We start from the raw sequence: 21833 nt of genomic DNA, 5'->3' as shown, positions 1-21833 counted from the left end.
TCAGCCCGAGATGGCTGCGACGTGGATCGTCGTCACCGCCCGGACCGCCGGCACCACGATCGCGTTCGGGAGAGCCTGCAGGCCCCGCCCGCCGGCCATGGCGCTGTGCACGCCCTGCAGGGGCCGGCGGGTGGTTCCCGCCGGCCCTCCGGCCGAGGTCACCGTCCGTAGAGCTCGAATTCGTAGAGCGAGAACCCGTACGAGGTGGCCCGGTTGACCCCGTACACCCGCACGTAGCGGGCGCTGACCGGGGTGAAGGTGGCGTTGTCGACGCCGCCGTTGCCGGTGGTGGTGCTGAACACCGGCTGCCAGGAGGTACCGTCGCCGGAGACCTCGATCCGGTACCCGATGCCGTACGCGGATTCCCAGCGCAGCACCGCCCGGCTGACCGTCCGGGCCGCGCCGAGGTCAACCCGGAGCCACTGGTTGTCCTTGTAGCTGCTGGACCATCGGCTGCCGAGGCTGCCGTCGACTGCCTTGTCCGGGGTGTTGCTGGTCAGGAACTGGGTGCTCGACGCGGTGGCCGGACGGCCCTGCGCCAGGTTGGTGACGTTGTCGCCGCGTCGCGCCGGAAACGAGACGACCTGCTGGTAGGTGGGACGGTTCTGCCAGGCGATCAGCGGGTGGGTGATGCCGCCGAGCCCGGACTGGGCGATGGAGTCGGCGCACCACTGGTCGCCGGCCCCGCAGGACGTGTCACCCGGGTAGACCGTCGTGGCCGGCACCGCGGTGGCGCGGCCGAGCGTGTCGAGCAGCGCCTGCCGGCACGCGCCGAGGTTGCCGTTGCCGCAGTACGCGCGCCCCAGCCCGCCGGCGACGGGGTCGCCGAGCACGGTGCGCAGGTCCTTGTCGACGTAGCCCCACCAGCCGTACTGGAACGACGAACCCTTGTGCGCCTGCCCTTGCAATGCCCAGCTCACGGCGCCGTCACGCCCGCCGTTCTGGCCGCCTGACGGCGCCTCGTTCACCTCGATGGCATCGACCAGGGCGGCATACAGGTCGGGCCCGAGGCCGGGTCGGAACTGGGCCGCGGCCAGCAGCGGCCACCAGGCGTCGAAGATCCGGATAGCCTCGGCGTGCTGGTAGACCTTGGAGCCGGGTGACGTCTCCACCCGGCGGGAGCCGGCCTGCTGCCAGGCTCGCAGTTTGCTCACGGCGGCGGCCAGCGCCGGGTCGGTGACCGGCGTGCTGTCGAGCACCCGTAGCAGTTCGCCGAGAACCTGCTGGCCACGCAGGTCGGTCACTGCCGCCTCGGCGGTGATCTTCACAATGTCGGCGCGGCCGAGCTTGCGCTGGGTGATGGCTGCGCGCACCGGACCGTCGAGCAGTTGGCCCCGGTGCACCGCGCCGTAGCTGAAGTTGCCGTCGGCTGCGGCGAAGTCCTGCGCCTGCTTGTTGTTCCAGCTGACGTAGTAGTCCTGGTTGACTGACTGCGGGTGGGCCGACGCCGGGGTGTAGGTGGCGTTGTTGGTGTCCGGGTTCCAGCCCACCCACTCGTAGGCCGGCTCGGCCTTCGTCGGCAGGTTCGGGTCGGCGGTGGCGGGCCGTACCGGGTTCGAGCCGGAGTTGAAGTACGCCGCCTCGGTCGAGTTGACGTAGAACCAGTTGAACGCGTACCCGACGTTGGCTGCGGACGCCTGGAACGCCGCCGCGCTGCCCATGGCCGACGGGTCGTTGTACGCCTGGAAGCCGATCGCCGAGTCGGCCTCGTGCCGGTAGGTCGAGCGCAGCCTGGTGAACGCGGTCGGCTGCCCGTTCACCAGGCCCCGGTAGGCCACCAGCCCGTACTTGGTGCGCAGCGCGCGCAGCGTGTACGAGCCGGCAGGGGTGGGGTCGGCCAGGGTCGGCGACCAGGAGTTGCGCCGCTCCAGCACCTCCATCGCCAGGCACTGGCCCCGGTGGAGGTAGCGGTTGGAGCGGAGCGTCGGGGCACTGCCGTCGGTGGTGCACAGCGGCACCGCGTACGTGTCGGTCAGGTCCTGGGAGGCCGAGGTGGCGCTCCAGGCGTAGTCCTGACCTCGACCGAGCAGCACGTAGAGGTTCAGCCCGGCGAACGCGGCGCCGCGCGCGCTGATCCCCAGCCCTTGGAGTTCCTGGAGCATGAGCAGCTGCGGGGCGAAGTAGCCGGTCTGCGGGCCGAACACGGCGACCGGGTTGCCGGTGGTGGTGTGTCGGCCGGAGACCACCACTGCGTTGGACATGCCGTGTGCGCGCAGGTTGGACAGCCCGCCGAGCAGCCCGTGGGTGGCTGTGCTGGCACCGGCGCGGGCGGCGGCCCCGCCGCTCTGTTCGTAGGCGAGGGGCTCGGCGATCACCGTGCCGGCGTCGGGGAGTACCGCGCTGGTCGCGCCCGGCGGTGTCGCGCCGTAGGGGAAGCTCTGCCCGTCGTGCAGCGTGAGCACGGTTTCCGGGTCGTTCTGGGAGCGGAACGCCTGCCAGACCCGGTCGCCCTCGGTGGTGCCGTACTTGGCCCTGGCGGCCACCCGGACCAGCGCGGACTGGATCTCGCTGCCACCGCCCCCGCCGAAGAGCCCGCCAACCACACCGGCGGTGGCGATCAAATCGGTCATGGTGAAGTGCGTCGGCTTGCCAGCGCCGGTCAGCACGTATTCGCCGGGGTAGTTGTCGTCGGCGATCGACTTGTCAATGTAGGCGTTGATGCCGGTGATGTAGTCGACCACGTCGGTGTAGAGCTGCTGGCCCCGGGTGCCCTTGAGGCGCAGCCCGTCCACCTGCGCCTGGAGGTCCGCCTCCGCGTAGGGCGAGTTGGCCCAGATGCTCTGCTCCAGCTCACGGTTGCCCGGCGCGCCGCCGGCGAACGAGGTGAGCGTGCCGCGACCGGCGTGCCGCAGCAGGTCCATCACCCAGAGCCGGTCCTGGGCCCCGGCGTAGCCGGCGCCGAACATGGTGCCGGCGCGGGTGGTTCCGGTGACGTGCGGGACGCCGGTGGCCTTGTCCCGCACGATGGTGACGTCCGCCCGCGGTGAAATGGTGCTTTCGACCTGCGCGGCGGGGACGCCGAACGAGGCGTCGTTGTAGAAGTGGGCGATCTGCTCGTCGGTCAGCCCGGCGTAGTTGTAGACCAGGTTCGCGTACTCGTCGAGCTGGTCGCTGGAGTGTGCTGGGCGGGTGCCGAGCGTCTGGTGGGCCAGGATGGCGACCAGCGTGGCGTTGCCGTTCTGCCCGGGGGGCAGGATGTCGGCGCACTGGCCGAGGCAGTAGTCGTCGGGGGTGAAGGTGGTGGCGGCGAGCGCCGGTGACGGCGGGGTGACCGTCAGGACGCTCGTGGTCAGGGCGGCGGCGGTGAGCGCCGCGAGCCGGGCGCGAAGGGCGGGTCTGGGCATGGCGATCCTCCGGGGACGCGGAGTCGGGCCGTTCGGTACGCCCGGCTGCTGGTGCCGACCTCTCGCCCTCCGTGCCCGGGCGTTCCGCCTGGAGGTGAGAATGACTCATGTCAATATGGGGCAATGATCGGCGCAGGACGGCCGTCTGGGATAGCCGTCGTTCACCACGAGCCAATGCCGACGTTTCGCCGTCTTTCGCCGTCCGGAACCGGCACGGTGGGGGTGGCGCCGTTGCCACCCGTGTTGCTCTTCCGCCGGTGCGCCCAGTCACCAATTCCGTCCGCCGAGCAGTTCCAGCGGAGCGGTGACGGGTCTATAGCTGCGCAGCGCGTCCTGGAAGCCGCTGGTGTAGCTGGCCCAGAAGGCGGCGAAGGCAGGGCGGGCGGTGCGTACCCCGGTCGCGCACGCGACGACGGTCCCCTGGTGGCGCAGTGCGGCCAGTATCGCTGCCCGGTTGGCCTCAGGCGACGCGAGACGAAGCGCATGCAGCGCGGCATCGAGCACGGTGAGCAGGCTGCCCGTGCACAGCCGAGCGCCGGGGATGTGTCAGGGGCGGGTGCGCGCACAGACAGTACAGCTGAAGCGTGTCGTCCACCGCCTCGCCCGGGTCGGGCATGGGCTCGGCCTCGACCAGTTCCTCTCGCCGCCGCCGGGAGGTATCGGCGCGGGCGGCGTCGAGGAACTTACGCCAGGCCACGGCGACCAGCCAGCCCTTGGGGTCCCGCGGCGGGTCGTCCAGCCACAGGCACGTACGTATGATCCGGGTGTTGTCGCCGGGGGTGTGGGCGCAGCGCCGGATTTCCGGCCATTGGTCCTCAAGGGCCGGCCCCTCGGCTCACAGGTGGCGACGGCGCCACTCGGACTGCTCCTGCTCGGCGGCGACCTGCTCCTGCAGCGCGACCTGCCGCACCTCGCGGCGCAGCGGGTCACTGGCGCGCAGCCCGGCCAGCACCAGCGCGACGCAGGCCGCGGCGAGCACCGCCAGGCCGGCGACCGCCGGCAACCGGCCTGCGGGCAGCAGCACGACGGCCAGCGCCACCACCGTCACGGTCGGCCACAGGCGCACCCGGTGGCTGGCCCGCACCCCCAACGCCAGCAGGCCCACGATGTAGATGATCACGCCGGCGAACAGCACCCGGTAGTCCAGGCTGAGCGCCCGCACCCGCCACGGGTCACCGTGCGGGTCGGCGATCACGGCGAGGTAGCGCTTCAGGCCGAGGGCGAACAGGATGATCCCGGCGATCAACGGCAGATGCAGGTACGCGTAGACGTCACGGGCGTAGGCGGCCCGCGCGTCCGGGTCGCGGGTGCCGTGCAGCCTCTGCTCGAGTTCGAGCGCCACGGTGTCGAAGTACATCCACCACAGCGCCGCGATGGTGGTGACGCCGAGGACCGACGCCACGATCACCGCCCAGCTGAGCGGCAGGCCGGCGGCCGGTTTGGTTCCCAGTCCGAGCGAGATGATCGACTCGCCGAGCGCGATGAGCAGGATCAGCGCGTACCGCTCGGCCACGTGGGCGGCGGAGACCACCGCCAGACCGGCGCTGCGGACCAGGCCCCCGGCGGTGAACTCGATGCCCACGGCGGCCGCCCACAGCGTCAGCTGCAGCCACGTCACCCCGACCTGGGGCGGGTGGGGCAGCGCCCCGGCGACCAGGATCAGCATCACGCTGGCCAGCAGCGGCAGGCCGGACCGCAGTGCCGCGCGGCCCGGGGCGTCGGCGCGGGTCAGCAGCACCAGCACCTGAACCACCCGGATGACCAGGTAGCAGGCGGCGAAGACGAGCGGGCCGGGCGGCCCACCGGGTCGGTTCGTGAACGCTTCCGGCACGCTCAGGTTGAGCACGAACAGGGCGACCACCGTCACCGCGCCGATCAGCGGCAGCACCCCCTGGTCGGTGCGGACCACGTTGCCGAGGGCGGCGAAGGAGACCCAGCACCACCACAGCAGGGCCAGCACCACCAGCCCCGCGAGCAGCGTGCGTACGTGCAGGTGCGCCGACAGCAGGGTGGTGACGTTGAGGAACGCGAGCACGAACACCAGGTCGTAGAACAACTCCAGGCGAGTGACGCGGGACCCCGGCGCGGCAGGCAGGATCCGACCCCGCCAGTGGCCGGTGCTCATGCCGCCCAGTCTGGCAGCCCCCGCCCGTCCCGACGGCGGAAAGCCACACAACGGACTGGCAGGGTCGCGTGATCCACCTGTCTCGTATTCGTGTTCACCGCTGATCCGGCAGTCACGTTGAGTGACGCCAACTCCATGATGCTGGCGCTGATCTGCGGCCACGAGGATGGCCCGGCCGGGCGGGTAACGGCGAGGGCGACATCAACGGTGATGGCAACTGAGCTGTCGGTGCGCCATGTCAGCGGCATGTCCGGATGCCGTGGCGGGCGATGCGAGTCGGACGCGGGCCCGAATGGCTCATCGACGGACCGGTAGGGCTGGTTGGGGCGATGGCCACGAGATGCCCCCCTGCTGGGTCCTCGTACGCGGCAGTGATACTGGGTCAGTGCGAGGATCATGGGTTCATGTCGGCCGGCTGTGGACCAACGGTGAACCGTTCCTCGCTATCGACGCCATGCGTCGGAGCGAATGGTGCGGTTACAGCAACGACGACTTTGAACGGGTCGTTGACATGGCGACGGAGGACACCGCCATCGTCGTCGGGGCTGGCAGGGCGGCTCTGGTCGGCGGGGACGGGGTTGTCCGCGACGACAGTTGGGTTGAGGTCTTCCAGTCCGAGGGCGGCACGCTCGCCTTCGTGCAGGCATCTGGGCCCGACTACCCGCGTGTGCTCGCTGCAGCACTGGAGTATCCGGACGACGAGGACGACGAGGGTGATGACCTCGCCGTCGGCAGTGGTGAACTGGCGATCTTCAGCACAGCAATCGACGGCGCCGGCGAGTACTCGGCTCCGTTGTTGCCGGCACGGCCAGGGCCGGTGCCAATCGTTCACGGTCCACCGCAGCGTGAGCCTGACCCGGGCATGCTGATCCAGACGGGTGACACCACAGCGTATCGGTTCAAGATCCGGTGGTACACCGAGCTGGACGACGAAAGCTGCTTTGCGCGCTGGCTCCTTATCCCTGCTGGAGACGATCGCTGAGGGCGTGCAAGCCCACTCGCTTCGGCCGGGTACCGACGGCGCATTGCTGCGCCGCCGCCCCCTCAGAGTGAAGTGGGCCGCCAGCGCGGTGCCCAGGGGTTGGGTCCTTTTCTGTCGGCCACTTCCCGAACCGTGGCTGGCCGGTTTCCCAGACACACGGCTCTCCGGTGGTCAGTTCCGGGTGGTCTGGTCGAGGCGGTGCGCGGGGATCTGCCGGGCCTGCGTGACGTGTGGCAGATGGATGCCGGAGGGCTGATCGCCCTGGCGGGGCTGGGCCGTGGGGTCGCCGATGCCGACGTCGACGCGCGGCGCCGGCGGGTGTCTGGTGACGATGTGGCCACCATCGTCTACACCAGCGGTACGACCCGGCGTCCGGAGGGTTGCGTGCTGACCCACCGCAACATCATGTGCGACACGACCAGCGCGGTGGCGGTGTTGCCCCAGCTGCTGCACCCGGGTGCAGCAACGGTGTTGTTTCTGCCGTTGGCGCACGCGTTCGCGCGACTGATCCAGGTGGGAATGGTCCAGACACGGGCGACAATGGTGCGCAGCTCCGACTTCGCAGGGGTGCTGGACCAGTTGCGCGAATATCAGCCGACGTTCATTCTCGCCGTGCCGCGGGTGTTCGAGAAGATGCACCACCGGGCGCGGCAGGAGACCGACGACGCGCACCACGGGTGGCTGTTCGCCGCAGCCGATCGGGTGGCCGTGCGCTGCAGGCGCGGCCGCTGAACCCGGACATCGCACCAGTGCAACGTTGCCCTGGTGTCGTGTGCCCTTGATGGTCCGCTCCCGTCGAGTGTAGGCCGCAGCGCTGGTCGTCGTCTCGTTCTGCGCAGTCGCGGTTACAGCAAGCGGTGACGGGTCATGTGGCGGAGGGCCAGGTAACCCGGCGGCACCGGGAGCCAGAAGGTCGCGAGACGGTAGATCAGGACGCCGGCGACGGCGGTGTCCAGCGGCACTCCGTAGAGCAGCAGGCCGGAGACGAGCGCGGCCTCGGTGGCACCGAGCCCGCCGGGGGTGGGCGCGGCGGAGGCGACGCCCTCGCCGATGACGCAGACCAGGATCACCGGAGGTAGTAGCGCGATGTCGACGGGCTGGCCGGTGGCGAGTAGGGCGAGGTAGAGGCAGAGGCCGTAGGTGAGGGTGAGCGTCACGGACGCGGCGACGAGCCGCCGGAGACGGTGCTGGTGAGTCAAGGTGCGCAGGGCGGCGATGACACGGCCGGCCGCCGCGCGTGCGCGCCGCCGGATGCGGGGTGCGGCGAGGACGGCCGCGAGGACGAGCAGCGCGACGAGGGCGCCCAGCAGCAGCGGCAGCGCCTTGGTCGCGCCGTGGGTGAGGGTACGGGCGGGCTGCCGCGCGAAGGGCAGCAGGATCGGCAGCAGCACCACGAGCGAGACCACGCCGGCGGTGCGGGAGACGACCACGGCGGTGACCGCCGCCGCGGTGTCGAGTCCTTTCTGGTGCAGGTAGCGCAGGCTGAGCGCGGCACCGCCGAGGCTGCCGGGGGCCAGCCGGTTCGCGAACGACGCTGCGACCTGCACCAGAGTGGCCTCGCCGAGCGGTACCCGGTTGGCCGCGGCCAACCGGAGCACGACGGCGCTGAGCAGGTAGGTGAGGGCCGAGCCGAGCAGCGTTGCCACGACGGCCACCGGATTTGCGTGCACCATCAGGTGGATTGCGGTGCGTAGCTCGCCAAGTTGCGGGAGCAGGAGGTACACGATCAGCCCGAGGACCACCAGCAGGAGGATGTCCCGCGGCGCTGCCCGGACCACCTTGGCCGGGGGCCGCTCCCGGTCCGGGCAGCGCCGCAGGATCTCCTCGCGGAGGCACTTCAACAGGCCGGGGTGGGCGCGTAGGACGTTGCGGCCGGCGCGGGAGAGCACCGGCGGTTGCAGGAACGGGACGCTGTCCGCGACCGTTTCGGCGCCGAGTCGGTCGACTGCGGCTGCGACCACACTGGCCGAGTCGACCCGGGTGGCGAGGGCGACCAGTAGTTCGACGATGTCCCGGGCCCGCTGGTCGGCCGGGGCGTCGTCGACGCCGAACCCGAGGTCGACCAGGTACGCGCGGTCGCCGTCGACGAGCACGTTGGCGGCCCGCAGGTCGCGGTGCGCAATGCCCGCCCGGTGCAGCAGCGCCACCTGTCCCCATGCGTCCCGCACGGCGGCGATCGGGACCGGCCCGACGACGGCGCCGAGCGGGGCCGCGTCGATGAACTCCTGCACCAGCAGGGCGTTTCCGCCGGGTGCGGTGGCGGTCGTGACGACGGCCGGGACTCGGACGCCGGCGCGTTCGGCCAGCAGGGTCAGGTAGGTTTCGTGTTCGCTCTGCTGCTCGGGACTCAGGTATGGCGGTGCGTCGGCGACGTGCCGGTAGCGCAGGCTCCGGTAGAGCTTGTAGGCCCAGTCCGCATCGCGTTGCTGGCCGCCGGTCACCTTCACGAACAGCCGCCGTCCATCGGTGGTGACCGCCTGCCACGGCTGGGAGCCGCGGGCGTCACCGCCGATCGGTTCCAGCCGCCGCACGTCGAATCCGCGTCGCCGCAGCGTCTCGCGTAGATCGCGGGCGGACTGCTGCGGTCCGACCTCGCCGACGGCGAGCCGGGTCAGGCACACCGCGAGCCAACCGACGAGGATCCCACCGAGGGCGTCGACCGGCAGATGAGCGCCGACGTGGATCCGCGCTACGGCGACCAGAGCGATCATCGCCCAGGCCAGGCGGCGCCAGCGGGAGTTGCCGGCCTGCGCCACGACGAGGGCCAGGGCGGTGGCGACCGCGACGTGCCCCGAGGGGTAGCCGAGCGCTCCGGTGATCGTGTCCCGGAGGGTCAGTTCGGTCAGCAGCGCCGCCGGTCGTTGCCGGGCGACCGCGGCCTTGACGGCGACGGCGAGCCAGTACGCGAGGTTGCCGGCCAGCAGGAAACGCCACGCGACGGCGGTGCGCCGCAGGATGACGGCTGTCGCGGCGACGACGAACACCGCCGCATACGAGCCGGCCTGCATGACGACGACCAGCACCGGCGTCAGCCCTGAGGGTAGGTGGTTGATCAGGACGAACAGGTCCCGCTCCCACAGCGCTACGGGTCGGTGCCGCACCAAGACGCTGACGACGACCAGCAGACCGGCCGAGACGGCCAGGCTGACCAGCAGCGCCGGCGACGGGCGATGCCTCCGCGTTACCACCGATCCTCGGCTGACCCCTCATCCGGCTCGATTCCCGCTGTCGGTCCGAACCCTACGGACCGCCCGCGGGCGGAACGGTTCTTGCCCGAAAATCAACCCGCTAGGTGCGACAATCAGCAGGTGGACGAGCTAATCGCGGTGCTCAGCGGTTACCGCCGGGCCTCGTCCTGGCCCTGGTGCTCGTGTTGCCGGCGCTGGAGTCCTTGACCCTGCTCGGGCTGGTCATACCGGGCGAGACGGCGATCCTGATCGGCGGGCTGGCAGCGCACGCTGCGGGGCCGCTGCGGGCGTTGGTGTTCGCGGCGGCGCTCGAAACGCTGCACCGGGTCGTGCGGTGCGGTGTCGTCGCGGCAGGTGTCAGGACTGGCAGCCCACCGGCTGGAACAGGGCGTCAGCGCGGGCCTACGTCCGCCACGTCGGGTTTAGTCTCAGCGGGAGGGCTGGGGCTTGCCACGCTACGAAGAAGTCCAGTCGGGCGCGGCGGTAGCGATGCAGCTGTGGGTCGACCGGTGGCTGGCCGTTGAGGAAGGCGCCGATGGCGCGCTGCACGGATGGCCGTTTGGTGAGCTGTCCGTGGATACCGCTGGCCTCGACTAGGGGAATCTGCGGAACGGTCCGTCCCGAGGGCGGGAGGACTATCGTTTCGATGGTCGGCAGGAACGAGATTGTCGTTACCCCGGGCACCGGACAGAGCAGGTGGTTGCGAAACAGCGGCGCGTTGTCCAGAAGTGAACGCAGGAACGGCTGGTCCGGGGCGCCCGAGCTGGCTCCGCCGGGCACTGCGAGCAAGGTGCGTATCAACCAGCCGGTAGCGATTCCCCACCCGCTTTCGGCGTCCGGCGGTGGGTAGTAGGTGCGGCCGGCCCGGATCAACGGGTCGGTGAGGACGGCGCTTGTCACCGCCGGCTTCCGCAGTCGGCGGAGGTAGTAGTGGACGACCATTGCCCCTTCGCTCTCTCCGACAAGTGCCACCCGGCGGCCTGTAGTGGCATGGGCCCGGTCCACCTGCTCGGCAAGGAGGTGGGCGCTGTCGACGATCGACTGATGGGTGTCGACGGGTCCGTACGGCCGAGCCCGGCCGTCGGCATCGATGCCCCGGTAGGAGAAGCGGATCACCGGTCCGGTCGGTGGCGCGGGATCACCGGGGTAGGCGGAGTTGAAGCCAGCAAGGTAGATCACAGCCTGGGGTACGGCAGGTAGGTCGGGCAGCGACGATGCCGGTACGGGCCGCGTGCTGCTGACCCGCGTCGAGGCAATATCGACGGCATACAGACTGCCGACTGCCAGGACGGCGACGAGCGGAGCTACCGGCGCCAGTCGCCAGTGCGCTGGCTTCTGACGGAGGGCGGCGTGGACCATTTGTCGCCAAAGTAGACCATTGATCGCGCCTATCCCGCCTGCCGTTGCCACCACGCTCCAGCCTGGAGTGGCAGCCACTGCGGCGCCACCCACGGTGAGCAACGTGAAGGTGAGCAGCGACCAGCCGGCCAGTCGGAGCGTGGGTAGGCCACGCCACCAGTCGGGCACGATTCCGCCGCGGGAAACGAGCGGGGCCAGGATCAGCACTGGCAGCAGTTCGAGGAGCAGGATCCCGGCCAACGCGAATTGGGCGGTGGCAACCGCGACCGTGGCCCAGGGCAGCAGAATCACGGCGATGAACACGGCGAAGAGCAGGCTACGTCCGATGAGCCGGCGCAGTGGCGGCCGCGGGATTGCCGTGGGCCAGGCAAGCGCGACGCATCCAGCGCAGAACAGCCCTCGTACGATGACCGCGCAGGCCAGCCCGATGCCGAAACTGAACCAGCTGTCGTGGTAGACCAATACCCAACGCAGGTCGTGGAACATGCCGTACGGCCAGATAGCGGCGAATTGAGGTGCGATCGCCCTGGTGCGTTCGAAGCCGGCCACGTTCATCGCCCCTGCCTCCGCCGCTGCCGCCAAGGTGGTCAATGCGAGAAGTGGGAGTAGCCGTGCTGATCGCATCACACACCTCGCTGTTCGGCCCAAACTTGGCGTCGCCGGGTACCCGCTTCCCTGCAGGACATTCCTCCGATTTCGGCGGCGGTAGTCTGCCCGTGTCGCGGCGTAGCCGGAAGACTTGCCGGGCGCCGGGGAACAGGCTGTCGTCGCAGGGTGCGACCCGTAGGGCTCGGCGTTCGTTTCGCCCGTGTCCCCGGTCCGGGTCTGTCAAACGAACGGCTGTGCGGAGACCGCGCCGGTTGTCTCCGGCAACTCGCGCGAACGGCTTGCATCCTGTATCTAGGTACGGGTCTACCGTCGGAGCATGACCGAGAAGAAGGCCCTGGGTGAAGGGCAGTGGGACGTCACCGGCAGGGTGATCTGCCTGATCGGCGTCGCCGTGATCATGTACGCGCCGCGCGGTTGACGCCGCCACGAACCCGCTGCCAGCTGCTTGCCAGCCGACGGACCAGCTCCAGGCCGCGCCGGAATTGCCGACTTGGCGCATAGAGCTTCGGCAGCCTACGGTTTCCAACCCTGCTCCCGCAGCCCTTACGGGGAAAGGCGGCCGGACCGGTCGTACCACCAGGTGCCTAGGAACCACGTACCGTCGCTTGAGTGGACGTGTTGCTGCGCGGCGGGCCGGGTGACGGCCAAGTGGTCCGCCGCGGCGGGGGGAACGTCCTGTGGCAGGCGTGCCTGTACGAGGTCACGTCCGAGGCAGCACTCCGTCACGGGCGTGATCTGCGGGTGTACCGACACCGTCCCGATTGCTGCGAGCCGCACGGGCGAGGGTCCGACGACAAATGTGAGTGACGTTGTCGGACCCGACGCCCGTATGGCCGTGTAACGGCTCGGTCCGGGCGCGAATGGTTGATCGTCTCAGGTCTGGGCGGTGAAGGGTTGTGGCGCAGGGGTTGTCGCTCGGATGGTCATGCCGATGGCGGCGAGTGCGCAGCAGGTGGCGACGGCGGTGAGCAGCGGTGTGTATCTGCCAGCGGTTTGCAGGAGAACGAATCCGCCGGCCGACAGGGACCCGTGCGGGATCACCGACCGCATCGCGGCGCCGAGGTTGACAGCGACCGAGCCGGCGAGCAGGTCGGCAGCGGTCAAAGCCGGCAGATCCTCGGCGCTGGTCATGCAGCCGTTCTATCAGAGCTAGCGACGGTCCCGGCGGGACGCTCAGTGCACTGTGGTCGGCAAATCCGAATGCCGCCTGAATCATCCGTCGTTACTTGACGTCGTCATTCGTCTTCATCGGCGGCTGACCTCTGCCACGTCGGCAGCCAGTCTCCTGCTGAGGCGCATTGCCAGGCGACGGTGACGGTGACGTGGAGTCGGGGGGCAGCTCGCCAGTCCTCGAAGCCGAGCATGCGGGCGAGTAATGCGGCTGGGAGTTCGGTGCTGAGTGGAACAGCGTGGCGGATCGGTCGTGGCTGGGCCGGAGCCCGAGGTGGCGGAGCCGTTCGGTGAGGTGGAAGGAGCTGACGTGTCGCTCGGGTTCGCCTTCGGGGAACAGCCGCTGAGAGGCGCCTCGGCGACCGAGCCGGGCGTGCCCTCGGCGGGCGGCAATCAGGTGCAGGACGAGGCTGGTGAGAGGTTCGGACAGCTCGACGGGCTCGTCGCCGAGGAGCAGTCGGACCATCTGGTCGTCGGCGAGTTGCTGGCGTTGCCCGGGCTGGCTCACCGCCGCGATGACCGCAGGGGGCGATCACGTCGACCGGCAGATCGGGGTCGATCCGGGCAACGATACCGACCACCGTGTCGGTCGCGTCCTGGTCGTCACGTCGGCAGGCAACGCATCGGGGTCGGCCGTTCCGGTCGCGGGAGTGCACTCGCCGGACCTTGCCGCAGCCTGCTCGATTTCGAGCGACTACAGACCAGACTCCCGGGGCTTGTGAGCTGACGGCGGTCACGGTCGCGCGGGGGATGCTGTGGGCGGCGGTCAGGTCCGCATCTTGGTGGAGCACGTCTTGGAATCCGGCCTGCTGTGGGCGTCTCGAGAACAGTGGTTACGGCATCAGTGTGGGCACTTTGAGTCGGCCGTCGTGGACCTCGGCGATCTGGTCCACTGCGGCGAGGCGGGTGTGGTCGTGGGTGACGAGCACGGTGGCGGTGGCCTGTTGATGGGTGAGTCGGGTGATCAGGTCGATGATGGCGGCACCTCTTTGGTGGTCGAGGGCGCTGGTGGGTTCGTCGACTAGGAGCACGGTGGGGTCGTTCATCAACGCCCGGGCGATGTTGACGCGCTGGCGCTGGCCGCCGGACAGCTGGTGGGGGCGCCGCTCTGCCTGTGCGGTAAGGCCGACGTTGTCGAGCAGTTCCATGGCTCGGCTGCGGGCCTTGGCCGGGGAGCGTCCGTCGAGGTGTGCCATGACTTGGAGTTGTTCGGCTGCGGTGAGCGACGGCAGCAGGTTGGGCTGCTGGAACACGATGCCGATCTTGTTCCGGCGCAGGGTCGTCAGTTCTCGGCGGCTCAGGCCGGTGGTCGTGGTGCCGTCGATGGTGACGGTGCCGGCGTCGGGGCTGATGAGGGTGGCGGCGACGGCGAGCAGGGTGGACTTTCCGGAGCCGGAGGGGCCGACGACGGCGGTCAGGCTGCCCTTGGGCACGTTCAGGGTGACGTGGTCGAGGGCGGTCAGGCGGGTGTCGCCGTCGGGGTAGGTGAGGGTGATGTCGTGCACGTTGAGGCTCATCGGGCGCTCCCCAGGGCGGTCAGCGGGTCGACGGAGGTAATGCGACGGATGGACAGGGCGGCTCCGAGTGCTCCGAGCGCGATCATCACGGCGGCCGGGACGAGGATGGTGGCGGGAGTGAGGATGAAGGGCACGGCGGCGCCGGCGACGAGGGCGCCGAGGCCGGCGGCGAGGCCGGTGCCGAGCAGTGTGCCGCCGGTCAGCAGGACGACGGCTTGGCCGAGCGCGTCCTTGAGCAGGTTGGTGGTGGAGGCGCCCAGGGCTTTGAGTACGGCGAGGTCGGCGCTGCGCTGGATGGTCCAGACGGTGAAGAAGGCGCCGATGACGAGTGCGGAGATCGCGAACAGGAAGCCGCGCATGAGCTGCAGGGAGCCGTTTTCGGAGGTGTAGGAGCCGATCGCGGACAGTGAGTTGGTCTTGGCGACCGTTGTGGTGCCGGTGGCCTTGTCGGCGGCCCGTACGTCGGCGTCGGTGGTGGTGTTCACGGCGATGACGGTGGCGGTGGGCCCGTTGGGCTTGTCGGTGGGAGGTGTCAGCTTCTGCCACAGGTCCAGGCTGGTCCAGACGACGGGGGTGTGGCTGAAGGAGGCGTCTCCGTGCACGGCGGCGACGGTCACCTGCTGCCCGCCGAGGGTGAAGGTGTCGCCCATGGCTACATCGAGGTTGTCAGCGGCGGTGATGGACAGGACCGCCGCGCGTTCGTTGATCTTGTTGCTTGCTGGGGCAAGCGTCGAGCCGGGCTGGACGCCGAAGGCGGAGACCCCGATGGTCTTGTCGCCGGCGGCGGCCTTGGTGGTAGTGATGCCCAGCGGTTGGGCGTTCTGCACGCCCGGGGTCCGGGCCCACTGCTGCCACTGGTTCTCGGTGACGGTGGAGTTCGAAAACGACAGCTTCTCACCGGTGCCCGTCGCGTTGAAAGCGATCTTGTTGGCCGCCAGGCCGGTGATCGCGGAGATGTTCTGCTGACCGAGGCCGGCGGTCAGCCCGGACAGCAGCCCGACCATCAGGGTGATCAGCACGATGACGGCTCCCATCAGGGCAAAACGCCCTTTGGCGAACTTCAGATCTCTCCAGGCGACGAACACGGCTTTGACCTGCCCTTCATGGGGTGGAAGCGGTAGGTCTCTAGCGTCGCCGCGCACCCTCTGAGTCCGCGTCTGGCGCAGGGCAGCTCCTGGTGCGTCGAAAGGCTGCACGCCGGTTCTAACTTTTGATCGAGGCCGTTCCGGCAGCTGACTGCCTAGGCTGGAAGAACTGTGAGGATGACTGCTACGGGCATGACGCCCGCCACCCGCACCCTGACCTGGTGTGTGCACGTGTTGGTCGTCGGCCTGCTCGCCCTGACCGCCGGACGGGCGGTAGTTAACAGCCGTCCGCACGCCGGGACGGTCATCGCTGCGGCCGCAGCGTGTGGGCTGGTCTACGCGGCCGGACCTTTCCTGGCCCGCATCAGCCGCTCCCGGCGCGCCGCCGCGGTATGGCTGACCGCCGTGGTCGCCCTGTGGCTGATGCTGCTGGTCCTATCGGCCGACGCGGTGTGGGTGGCCTTCCCGCTCTACTTCCTGCAACTGCACCTGCTGTCACGCCGCGGCGGCCTGGCCGCCGTAGTGATCACCGCGGCGGCGGCCATCGCAGGCTTCGGCGCTCACCAGAGCTCCGTCAGCCCGGCGATGGCGATCGGCCCGGCGCTCGGCGCCGCCGTGTCGATCGCGGTGGTATGGGGGTACCAGGCCCTGTACCGCGAGAGCGAACACCGCCGGAAGCTGATCGACGAGCTCATTGCGGCCCGCACCGACTTGGCCACGGCACAGCACACCGCCGGCGTGCTCGCCGAACGCGAGCGCCTCGCCCGGGAAATCCACGACACCCTCGCTCAAGGCCTATCCAGCATCCAACTGCTGTTGCGCGCCGCTGAACGGGCATTGCCCTCCACACCGCAGAAGGCCACCCGCTACGTCGAGCAGGCCCGCCAGGCCGCCGTTGACAACCTCGCCGAGGCTCGCCGTTTCGTCGCCGCCCTCGCCCCACTTGACCTCGAAGACACAACCTTGGCTGGCGCCCTGGAACGACTATGCGCCACCACCAGCGCTCGCCACCGGCTCACCGCACGTTTCCACCTCACCGGCGATCCCCGGCCGCTGCCAACCGAGCACGAGGCAGCCCTGCTGCGCATCGTCCAGTCCGCCCTCGCGAACACCGTGCGCCACGCCGAGGCAACCACCGCCGACGTCACCCTCAGCTACCTCGGCGACCACGTCGCCGTGGACATCATCGACAACGGGCACGGCTTCGACCCTCACCGGCTTCCCACACCCGACGCCCAGAACGGCGGATTCGGGATGCCCGCGATGCGCGCCCGCGTCCTGGCCCTCGGCGGCACCCTAACCGTCGAATCCGCCCCAGGCCACGGCACCGCCCTGGCCGCCCAGTTACCCCTCGCCTCCCCCGCCGACAACAGCGTCGAGGCAAACTCGTGACCCACACCCCCATCCGCCTGCTCCTGGCCGACGACCACCCCATAGTCCGGGCCGGGCTGCGCGCCGTACTGGAAACCGAACCCGGCATCACAGTCGTGGCCGAAGCCGCCACCGCCGAGGAAGCCGTCACCCGCGCAGGCCGCGGTGACATCGACGTCGTCCTCATGGACCTGCAATTCGGCAAAGGAATGAACGGCGCTCAGGCCACCGCCGCCATTACCGCACGCCCCGGCGCACCCCGCGTACTGATCGTCACCACCTACGACACCGACGCCGACACCCTGCCCGCCATCGAAGCCGGCGCCACCGGCTACCTCCTCAAAGACGCTCCACCTGAAGACCTCGCCGCCGCCGTACGCACCGCCGCCACCGGCCGCACCACCCTGGCCCCCGCAGTCGCCGACCGGCTCATGAGTCGGCTACGCGACCCCCGCACCGCCCTGACCCGCCGCGAGACCGAAGTCCTCACCCTGGTCGCCGACGGCCTGTCCAACCAAGCGATCGGCTCCCGGCTTCACCTCACCGAAGGCACAGTCAAGTCCCACCTCGCCCGCATCTACACCAAGCTCAGCGTCGAGTCCCGCACCGCCGCCGTCGCAACCGCAACCCAGCTCGGCCTCATCCGACGCTGACCTGACCGACCGCCCGCTGCTGGGGAGGCTCAGGCCATGGCTTGACGGTCGCTGCCAAATCTGCAGATGACGACGTGCTGCTGGCGGTGCCGATGGCGGCAGGGTCGTGGGCGACGATCGTCGGGATGCCTCGACTCGGTGTGATCGCGGCCGCCGAGTACGAGCCGGATCTCGTGCGTCTCGTGCATCCCCGACCCAGGCACGCAGTAGCAACCGCCATCGCGGCGCTCATTGCCGGCGCCGACGTGGTCGGGCCACCCAGCCGAGATTCCCGCTGGTGTCGCTCGCTCGCTGTTGGGGCGGCCCGGCAAGGCCTACCCCGCAACACGACCACCGCGACGCCGCGGAAACACAAGGGGTCACTATGTTTCCCTGAGAAGACGCCCCGACGCCTTGAGCCTCGTCCGAACGAGCCTTAACGATTGCAAGCACGTCAGGCTCGGGACCTGACGGACTGTCGCGGTCAGGCACAGCGCCGGCGGTCGACGCATTTGCTCGATTGCAGCGGACGTGATCTGTTGGTCTGCAGAACGCTCCGAAGAGGACTCGAACCTACGGCACACGGTTTAGGAAGTGTGGTCACGGCCGATAGTCGGACGACAGTGACCTGGCTTGACCTGCCTCGCCACGCCGGCAGCCACGTCCAGGAGCTGACCGGGGTTGACCCTGGGGTCCCGTCCCATCGGGCACGCAACGGGCACGTCACACTCCCCTGATTCCGATCCGGCTGCGCTACGTTGCCAGGATGAGCGGTGGAGAGGTCGTCCTGAAGCTGAGCCACGACCAAGCGCTGGTGCTTTCGGATTGGCTTGACCGCATGGAATCCTCGCGGACCTTCGCTCAAGTGGTCGACGACCGGGCCGTCTGGTCTGCGCTGCACACCATCAGCGGCACCCTCGACAAGTCTCTGGTCGGCATATTCAGCCCCGACTACGTGCAGCTCCTTGAGGCTGCTCGCCAGCGGTTGCTAAAGGACGTCTCGTAACTCACCGAAGGTGTTGCCCCGCCCGGGCTGGTGGTTCAGCCGGCGAGGATGATGTTGTGGAGATGGGCGATGCCGGAAGCAGCGTCGGTCAATGTGTGGGCGGCGCGGCGGTAGTCGCGGAGGATCTTGAAGCACTTCATCCTGGCCAGGGCGTGTTCGACCTGTGCTCGGACGGTGCGGTGCTGTCTGTTCAGGTCTGCCTTCCACTCGGGTAGCTCGCTGCCGTCGGCTGGCTTGCGGTACGGGATGATCACCTCTGGGTTGCCGCGGTAGGCGCCGTCGGCCATGACCGGCCGTCCGGCCAGCTTCTGGTCGATGCCGCTGGTGCGGTAGACGATGGTGTCGTTGCGGTTGCCGGGTTGTGGGTCGCCGAGGGCCACGACGAGGCGGGTGTGGGCGTCGATGGCGACCTGCAGGTTCGTCGAGTAGCGGTAGTTCTTGCTCGGGGCGGCCAGGCGGTGGTCCCGGGTCGGGATGAGGGTGCCGTCGACGATCGCGATCTGGTCGACCCGGCGTCGGCGAACCGGGGCCAGGGCGAGCAGTGGGCCGAGGGTGTCGATGACCCGGTGGGCGGCGGAGTGCGACACCCCGAACAGCGGGCCGATCTGGCGCATCGTCAGGTTCGTGCGCCAGTACGCGGCGACCAGCAGCACCCGATCCGGCAGGTCGAGAGCCCACTGCCGGCCTGGCCGGCCGTCAGCGATCGCGACACCGCCACGCTCGGCGACCAGGTGGACCAGCCGGCGGAACTGGGCGGGCTGCAGTCCAGTGAACGGAAAGATCCACTCCGGGTGCCTCGCGGTGATCACCTGCACCCAGAGATCCTCGATGATCGTCCTCAACAGACAGACGCCGGGGTTACGAGACGTCCCTTAGTCATGATCCTCAATGAGCCCGGCGACGCTGGCGAGCACGCGACCGACCCAACGGCAAGTGGCCAGCAGGGCGGGTACGTGCTGAGCAACGGACCAGCACGATACCTACGACGACCGGGATACAGTCCCGCTGGGACAGGCCCTCATGATCGTCAAACACCTTGTCGATCACGGTCGTCCGCCTACCGGAGTTGGGTGGCAGGTCGATCGGTAAGGGCCACTCGTTGCGCGGCTCGCGGCAAATGAGTACACACCGACGATCCGACGAGGTTTGCTACTTATGGGCTTCAAGGCCCGGCTGAGCGTCAGTGTTGGCTCCGCAAAGTAGCGAAAGGCTCTCTGACCTGCGGTGTTTCGTCCGAAGTGGTACGACCGGCGTGTGACGGGCGCTGCCGCGTCAAGAGGTTCCCGAAGAAAATGTTGCAAGGATGCCGAGAATGGCTTGGCGGCTCCGTCTCAAAAGTGGATGCGGCCACCGTGGCCGTACAACGCCAAGGAAGCCCGGCATGACGAGTCAGCGGATGGACAACGTCCTCATCGTTGTCGACGACCTTGACGCTGTTATCTCGTTTTTCGTCGAACTTGGCATGAAGCTGGAGGGCAAGGGGCCAATCGAGGGACGTTGGGTGGAGCGCGTCATCATTGGGATTGACGACGTCCGGCAGGACGACGCGATGCTGCGGACCCCGGACGGTCACGGCCGCATCGATCTGGCATTGTTCCACACCCCGAAGGCGATCAGCGCCGAGCCGAAGGATGCCCCGGCAAACACCTGACAACCAGCTGTTTGGCGAAGACCTGGGCCTAGTAGGGGTTTGTGTACAGTTATTGCTGCCCCAACCGCAATAACTGTTCACAAACACACCTGCCCCAAGTAAACAATCTCATGGTGGGGTCGTCCGGGTCAGGTCGATGATTCGCGCCCGTGTCGGGCCGGGTGCCTCGGCCGGCTCTCAGCCGCAGGTGCTGGAACGGTAAGGTCACGGAGTCCAAGTGATTGGTTCGGGAGCCCCTGCTGGCGTATATTCCACCGCAGTCGGCTTTCCGTCCTTGGGTACCTCGAACTCAAGCCAACCACGAACGCAGGTCCCGACCTTGATTTCCTTCCGGTCGGGATACTCGGGCTTCATGCCGTTGCCGCCAGCGTGGCCAGTGCTCTTGATTGAAGCGTCCCCGAATTTCAATACCCAGTTTGAGGTGCCAATCGAGACAGCGGAGTATCCCTTGGGCAGTTTTTTGAGGCAGTATTTGAGGTCGATCGCGCCATAGACATAGGCACTGTCTGATGGCTTTCCGAATTGCGTGGCGTTGTGCTTGTAACCGTAGAACGTGATGGTCGAGGTGTTCTCGTCAAAGGGAATCGCATCGCCAAGCTTGTTCCCTGCGGGTGCCGAGGGCGGCGGGGTCGATGGGACCGCGCTGGCGCTTTGGCTCGGAGCGCTCGCCGCGCCGGACTCGGTAGCTCCTCCGCATCCCGCCACTGTCATGGCCACCGCGACCGCGATGGCGGGGATCATGGTCTGCCTCAAGTGCACCCTTTTGCTCCTATGCTCAGCTTGACGATCGATGTACTGCCGATCGGCCGCGCCTCGACGCCCAGCCAAGGACGACCTTCGGGGACATCTACCGACGGCCGGGAGGGCCGGCGGATCGCGGCTAGCTAGGGAAGATAGCCCATCGACTATCTTCCCTGGGGGTCGAGGCAGGCGGTCAGGGTCTTGCGAGGCGGACCAGGAAGACCGTGGCGGCGATGAGGATTAACAGGGTCGGCCCCGTAGGCGCCGTTGCGTTGTCGGATCGGCGGACGTGTTGAACCCGTGTCGGGTCCGCAGTCAGATCGCTTGGGCGAGTTCGGTGAACGCCGCGGCGACCCGCAGAGCGGGCGGGGCGTCAACGGCGAGTTCGTAGTGTCCGCGGCGCAGGTTCTGCATGAACGCGTGGCCGGCGATGACCACCTGCGCTGCCTTGTCCGTTCGTAGCCCGCGCATCGGTCTCAACCGCTGTTTGAGCTGACTGTGATCAGCCTCGATTGGATTGTTGGCGTACTGCTCGATGTGGTGCCACGCGGACGGGATCAGCTCATCCAGCACGCCGGGGTAGACCGGCGCTGCGTCGGTGACCACCTCTGCGGGTGTCACCTTCAACGTCGACAGCGCCCGGCGGAAGAACCGCCGCGCCGCGCCGGCGTCGCGGCGGGCCGAGACCAGCGCGTCGATGACCTGCCCGTCCTGGTCGACTGCCCGGTACACGTACCGCCAGACTCCGTTGACCTTGACGTAGGTCTCGTCGACGTGCCACCTATCGCCTGGTGAGTGCCGGCAGAAGCGGGCGGCGTCGGCCAGCAGCGGCGTGAACCGCTGCACCCACCGGTACACGGTGACGTGATCGACCTCCACGCCACGTTCGACCAGCAGCTCCTCCACATCGCGATAGGAGAGGTTGAACCGCAGACCGCGACGACGATCACCTCCGGCGGGAACCGGAACCCGGCGAACGCCGACTTCGGCGGCAGCCACGGGTCAGGCTGGCTCGATGACCTCACTGCTCAAGTCTGCCTCGATCGTGCCAAC

17 protein-coding genes and 3 pseudogenes are annotated in these 21833 nt (G+C 68.8%); 8 read left to right on the top strand and 12 right to left on the bottom strand.

Going from position 1 to position 21833, the window contains the following annotated elements:
• Positions 1 to 158: 158 nt before the first annotated feature.
• The 4 genes and pseudogenes from OG470_RS22725 to OG470_RS22710 all read right to left on the bottom strand — a co-directional run bounded on the left by OG470_RS22725 (position 159) and on the right by OG470_RS22710 (position 5469).
• Positions 159 to 3344, bottom strand: a complete 3186-nt coding sequence (locus tag OG470_RS22725) for a penicillin acylase family protein (protein ID WP_328415240.1) — start codon at positions 3342 to 3344, stop codon at positions 159 to 161.
• A 267-nt stretch (positions 3345 to 3611) separates the two neighbouring features.
• Positions 3612 to 3848, bottom strand: a complete 237-nt coding sequence (locus tag OG470_RS22720; RefSeq protein WP_328415238.1) for a hypothetical protein — start codon at positions 3846 to 3848, stop codon at positions 3612 to 3614.
• 40 nt (positions 3849 to 3888) lie between these two features.
• Positions 3889 to 4089, bottom strand: a pseudogene (locus tag OG470_RS22715) (RNA polymerase subunit sigma-24); the annotation flags it as partial.
• Positions 4090 to 4179: 90 nt separating this feature from the next.
• Positions 4180 to 5469 (bottom strand): low temperature requirement protein A, encoded by a 1290-nt coding sequence (locus tag OG470_RS22710; RefSeq protein WP_328415236.1) that lies wholly within the window; start codon positions 5467 to 5469, stop codon positions 4180 to 4182.
• A 385-nt stretch (positions 5470 to 5854) separates the two neighbouring features.
• Between OG470_RS22710 and OG470_RS22705 the strand changes: the two genes are divergently transcribed.
• Together OG470_RS22705 and OG470_RS22700 are read left to right on the top strand one after the other, a co-directional pair.
• Complete coding sequence (locus tag OG470_RS22705; protein ID WP_328415234.1) at positions 5855 to 6451, top strand: hypothetical protein; 597 nt, start codon at positions 5855 to 5857, stop codon at positions 6449 to 6451.
• 186 nt (positions 6452 to 6637) lie between these two features.
• A pseudogene (locus OG470_RS22700) lies at positions 6638 to 7177 on the top strand (AMP-binding protein); the annotation flags it as partial.
• A gap of 119 nt (positions 7178 to 7296) precedes the next feature.
• Here OG470_RS22700 and OG470_RS22695 read toward each other — a convergent pair.
• Together OG470_RS22695 and OG470_RS22690 are read right to left on the bottom strand one after the other, a co-directional pair.
• Complete coding sequence (locus OG470_RS22695) at positions 7297 to 9639, bottom strand: flippase-like domain-containing protein (RefSeq protein WP_328415232.1); 2343 nt, start codon at positions 9637 to 9639, stop codon at positions 7297 to 7299.
• A 402-nt stretch (positions 9640 to 10041) separates the two neighbouring features.
• Positions 10042 to 11553, bottom strand: coding sequence for an esterase/lipase family protein (locus tag OG470_RS22690; RefSeq protein WP_328415230.1), 1512 nt, complete (start codon positions 11551 to 11553; stop codon positions 10042 to 10044).
• A 370-nt stretch (positions 11554 to 11923) separates the two neighbouring features.
• Between OG470_RS22690 and OG470_RS22685 the strand changes: the two genes are divergently transcribed.
• Positions 11924 to 12025 carry a hypothetical protein gene (locus OG470_RS22685; protein WP_328415228.1) on the top strand — a complete coding sequence of 34 codons (102 nt, stop codon included), beginning with the start codon at positions 11924 to 11926 and terminating at the stop codon, positions 12023 to 12025.
• A 191-nt stretch (positions 12026 to 12216) separates the two neighbouring features.
• Entirely contained in the window at positions 12217 to 12414 is a 198-nt protein-coding gene (locus OG470_RS22680) for a hypothetical protein (protein ID WP_328415226.1), read from the top strand.
• Positions 12415 to 12480: 66 nt separating this feature from the next.
• On the opposite strand, the gene OG470_RS22675 is transcribed toward OG470_RS22680, so the two are convergent.
• The 3 genes from OG470_RS22675 to OG470_RS22665 all read right to left on the bottom strand — a co-directional run bounded on the left by OG470_RS22675 (position 12481) and on the right by OG470_RS22665 (position 15328).
• A complete protein-coding gene (locus tag OG470_RS22675; RefSeq protein ID WP_328415224.1) occupies positions 12481 to 12738 on the bottom strand; it encodes a hypothetical protein in 258 nt (85 codons plus the stop codon).
• A gap of 872 nt (positions 12739 to 13610) precedes the next feature.
• Entirely contained in the window at positions 13611 to 14294 is a 684-nt protein-coding gene (locus tag OG470_RS22670; RefSeq protein ID WP_328415222.1) for an ABC transporter ATP-binding protein, read from the bottom strand.
• On the bottom strand, positions 14291 to 15328 hold the full coding sequence (locus tag OG470_RS22665) for an ABC transporter permease (protein WP_328415220.1): 1038 nt from the start codon (positions 15326 to 15328) through the stop codon (positions 14291 to 14293). Before OG470_RS22665 ends, OG470_RS22670 begins: the two co-directional genes overlap by 4 nt.
• Positions 15329 to 15571: 243 nt before the next feature.
• Between OG470_RS22665 and OG470_RS22660 the strand changes: the two genes are divergently transcribed.
• The 3 genes from OG470_RS22660 (at position 15572) to OG470_RS22650 (ending at position 18388) form a co-directional block, all read left to right on the top strand.
• On the top strand, positions 15572 to 16771 hold the full coding sequence (locus OG470_RS22660) for a sensor histidine kinase (protein ID WP_328415218.1): 1200 nt from the start codon (positions 15572 to 15574) through the stop codon (positions 16769 to 16771).
• Positions 16768 to 17403, top strand: a complete 636-nt coding sequence (locus OG470_RS22655; RefSeq protein WP_328415216.1) for a response regulator transcription factor — start codon at positions 16768 to 16770, stop codon at positions 17401 to 17403. Before OG470_RS22660 ends, OG470_RS22655 begins: the two co-directional genes overlap by 4 nt.
• Before the next feature lie 745 nt (positions 17404 to 18148).
• Positions 18149 to 18388: a hypothetical protein gene (locus OG470_RS22650; protein ID WP_328415214.1), complete on the top strand. Its 240-nt coding sequence runs from the start codon at positions 18149 to 18151 to the stop codon at positions 18386 to 18388.
• 35 nt (positions 18389 to 18423) lie between these two features.
• Here OG470_RS22650 and OG470_RS22645 read toward each other — a convergent pair whose 3' ends face one another.
• Positions 18424 to 19203, bottom strand: a complete 780-nt coding sequence (locus OG470_RS22645) for a transposase family protein (RefSeq protein ID WP_328415212.1) — start codon at positions 19201 to 19203, stop codon at positions 18424 to 18426.
• Positions 19204 to 19769: 566 nt separating this feature from the next.
• Between OG470_RS22645 and OG470_RS22640 the strand changes: the two genes are divergently transcribed.
• On the top strand, positions 19770 to 20039 hold the full coding sequence (locus tag OG470_RS22640) for a VOC family protein (RefSeq protein WP_328415210.1): 270 nt from the start codon (positions 19770 to 19772) through the stop codon (positions 20037 to 20039).
• A 204-nt stretch (positions 20040 to 20243) separates the two neighbouring features.
• Here the strand turns inward: OG470_RS22640 and OG470_RS22635 are convergent, their stop codons facing one another.
• Together OG470_RS22635 and OG470_RS22630 are read right to left on the bottom strand one after the other, a co-directional pair.
• Complete coding sequence (locus tag OG470_RS22635; RefSeq protein ID WP_328415208.1) at positions 20244 to 20798, bottom strand: hypothetical protein; 555 nt, start codon at positions 20796 to 20798, stop codon at positions 20244 to 20246.
• A 297-nt stretch (positions 20799 to 21095) separates the two neighbouring features.
• Positions 21096 to 21775 (bottom strand): annotated as a pseudogene (locus tag OG470_RS22630) (IS6 family transposase).
• Positions 21776 to 21833: the final 58 nt, after the last annotated feature.

The sequence above is a fragment of the Micromonospora sp. NBC_00389 genome, from assembly GCF_036059255.1.
Lineage (GTDB): Bacteria > Actinomycetota > Actinomycetes > Mycobacteriales > Micromonosporaceae > Micromonospora.
This window is presented reverse-complemented; position numbering and strand designations above follow the sequence as displayed.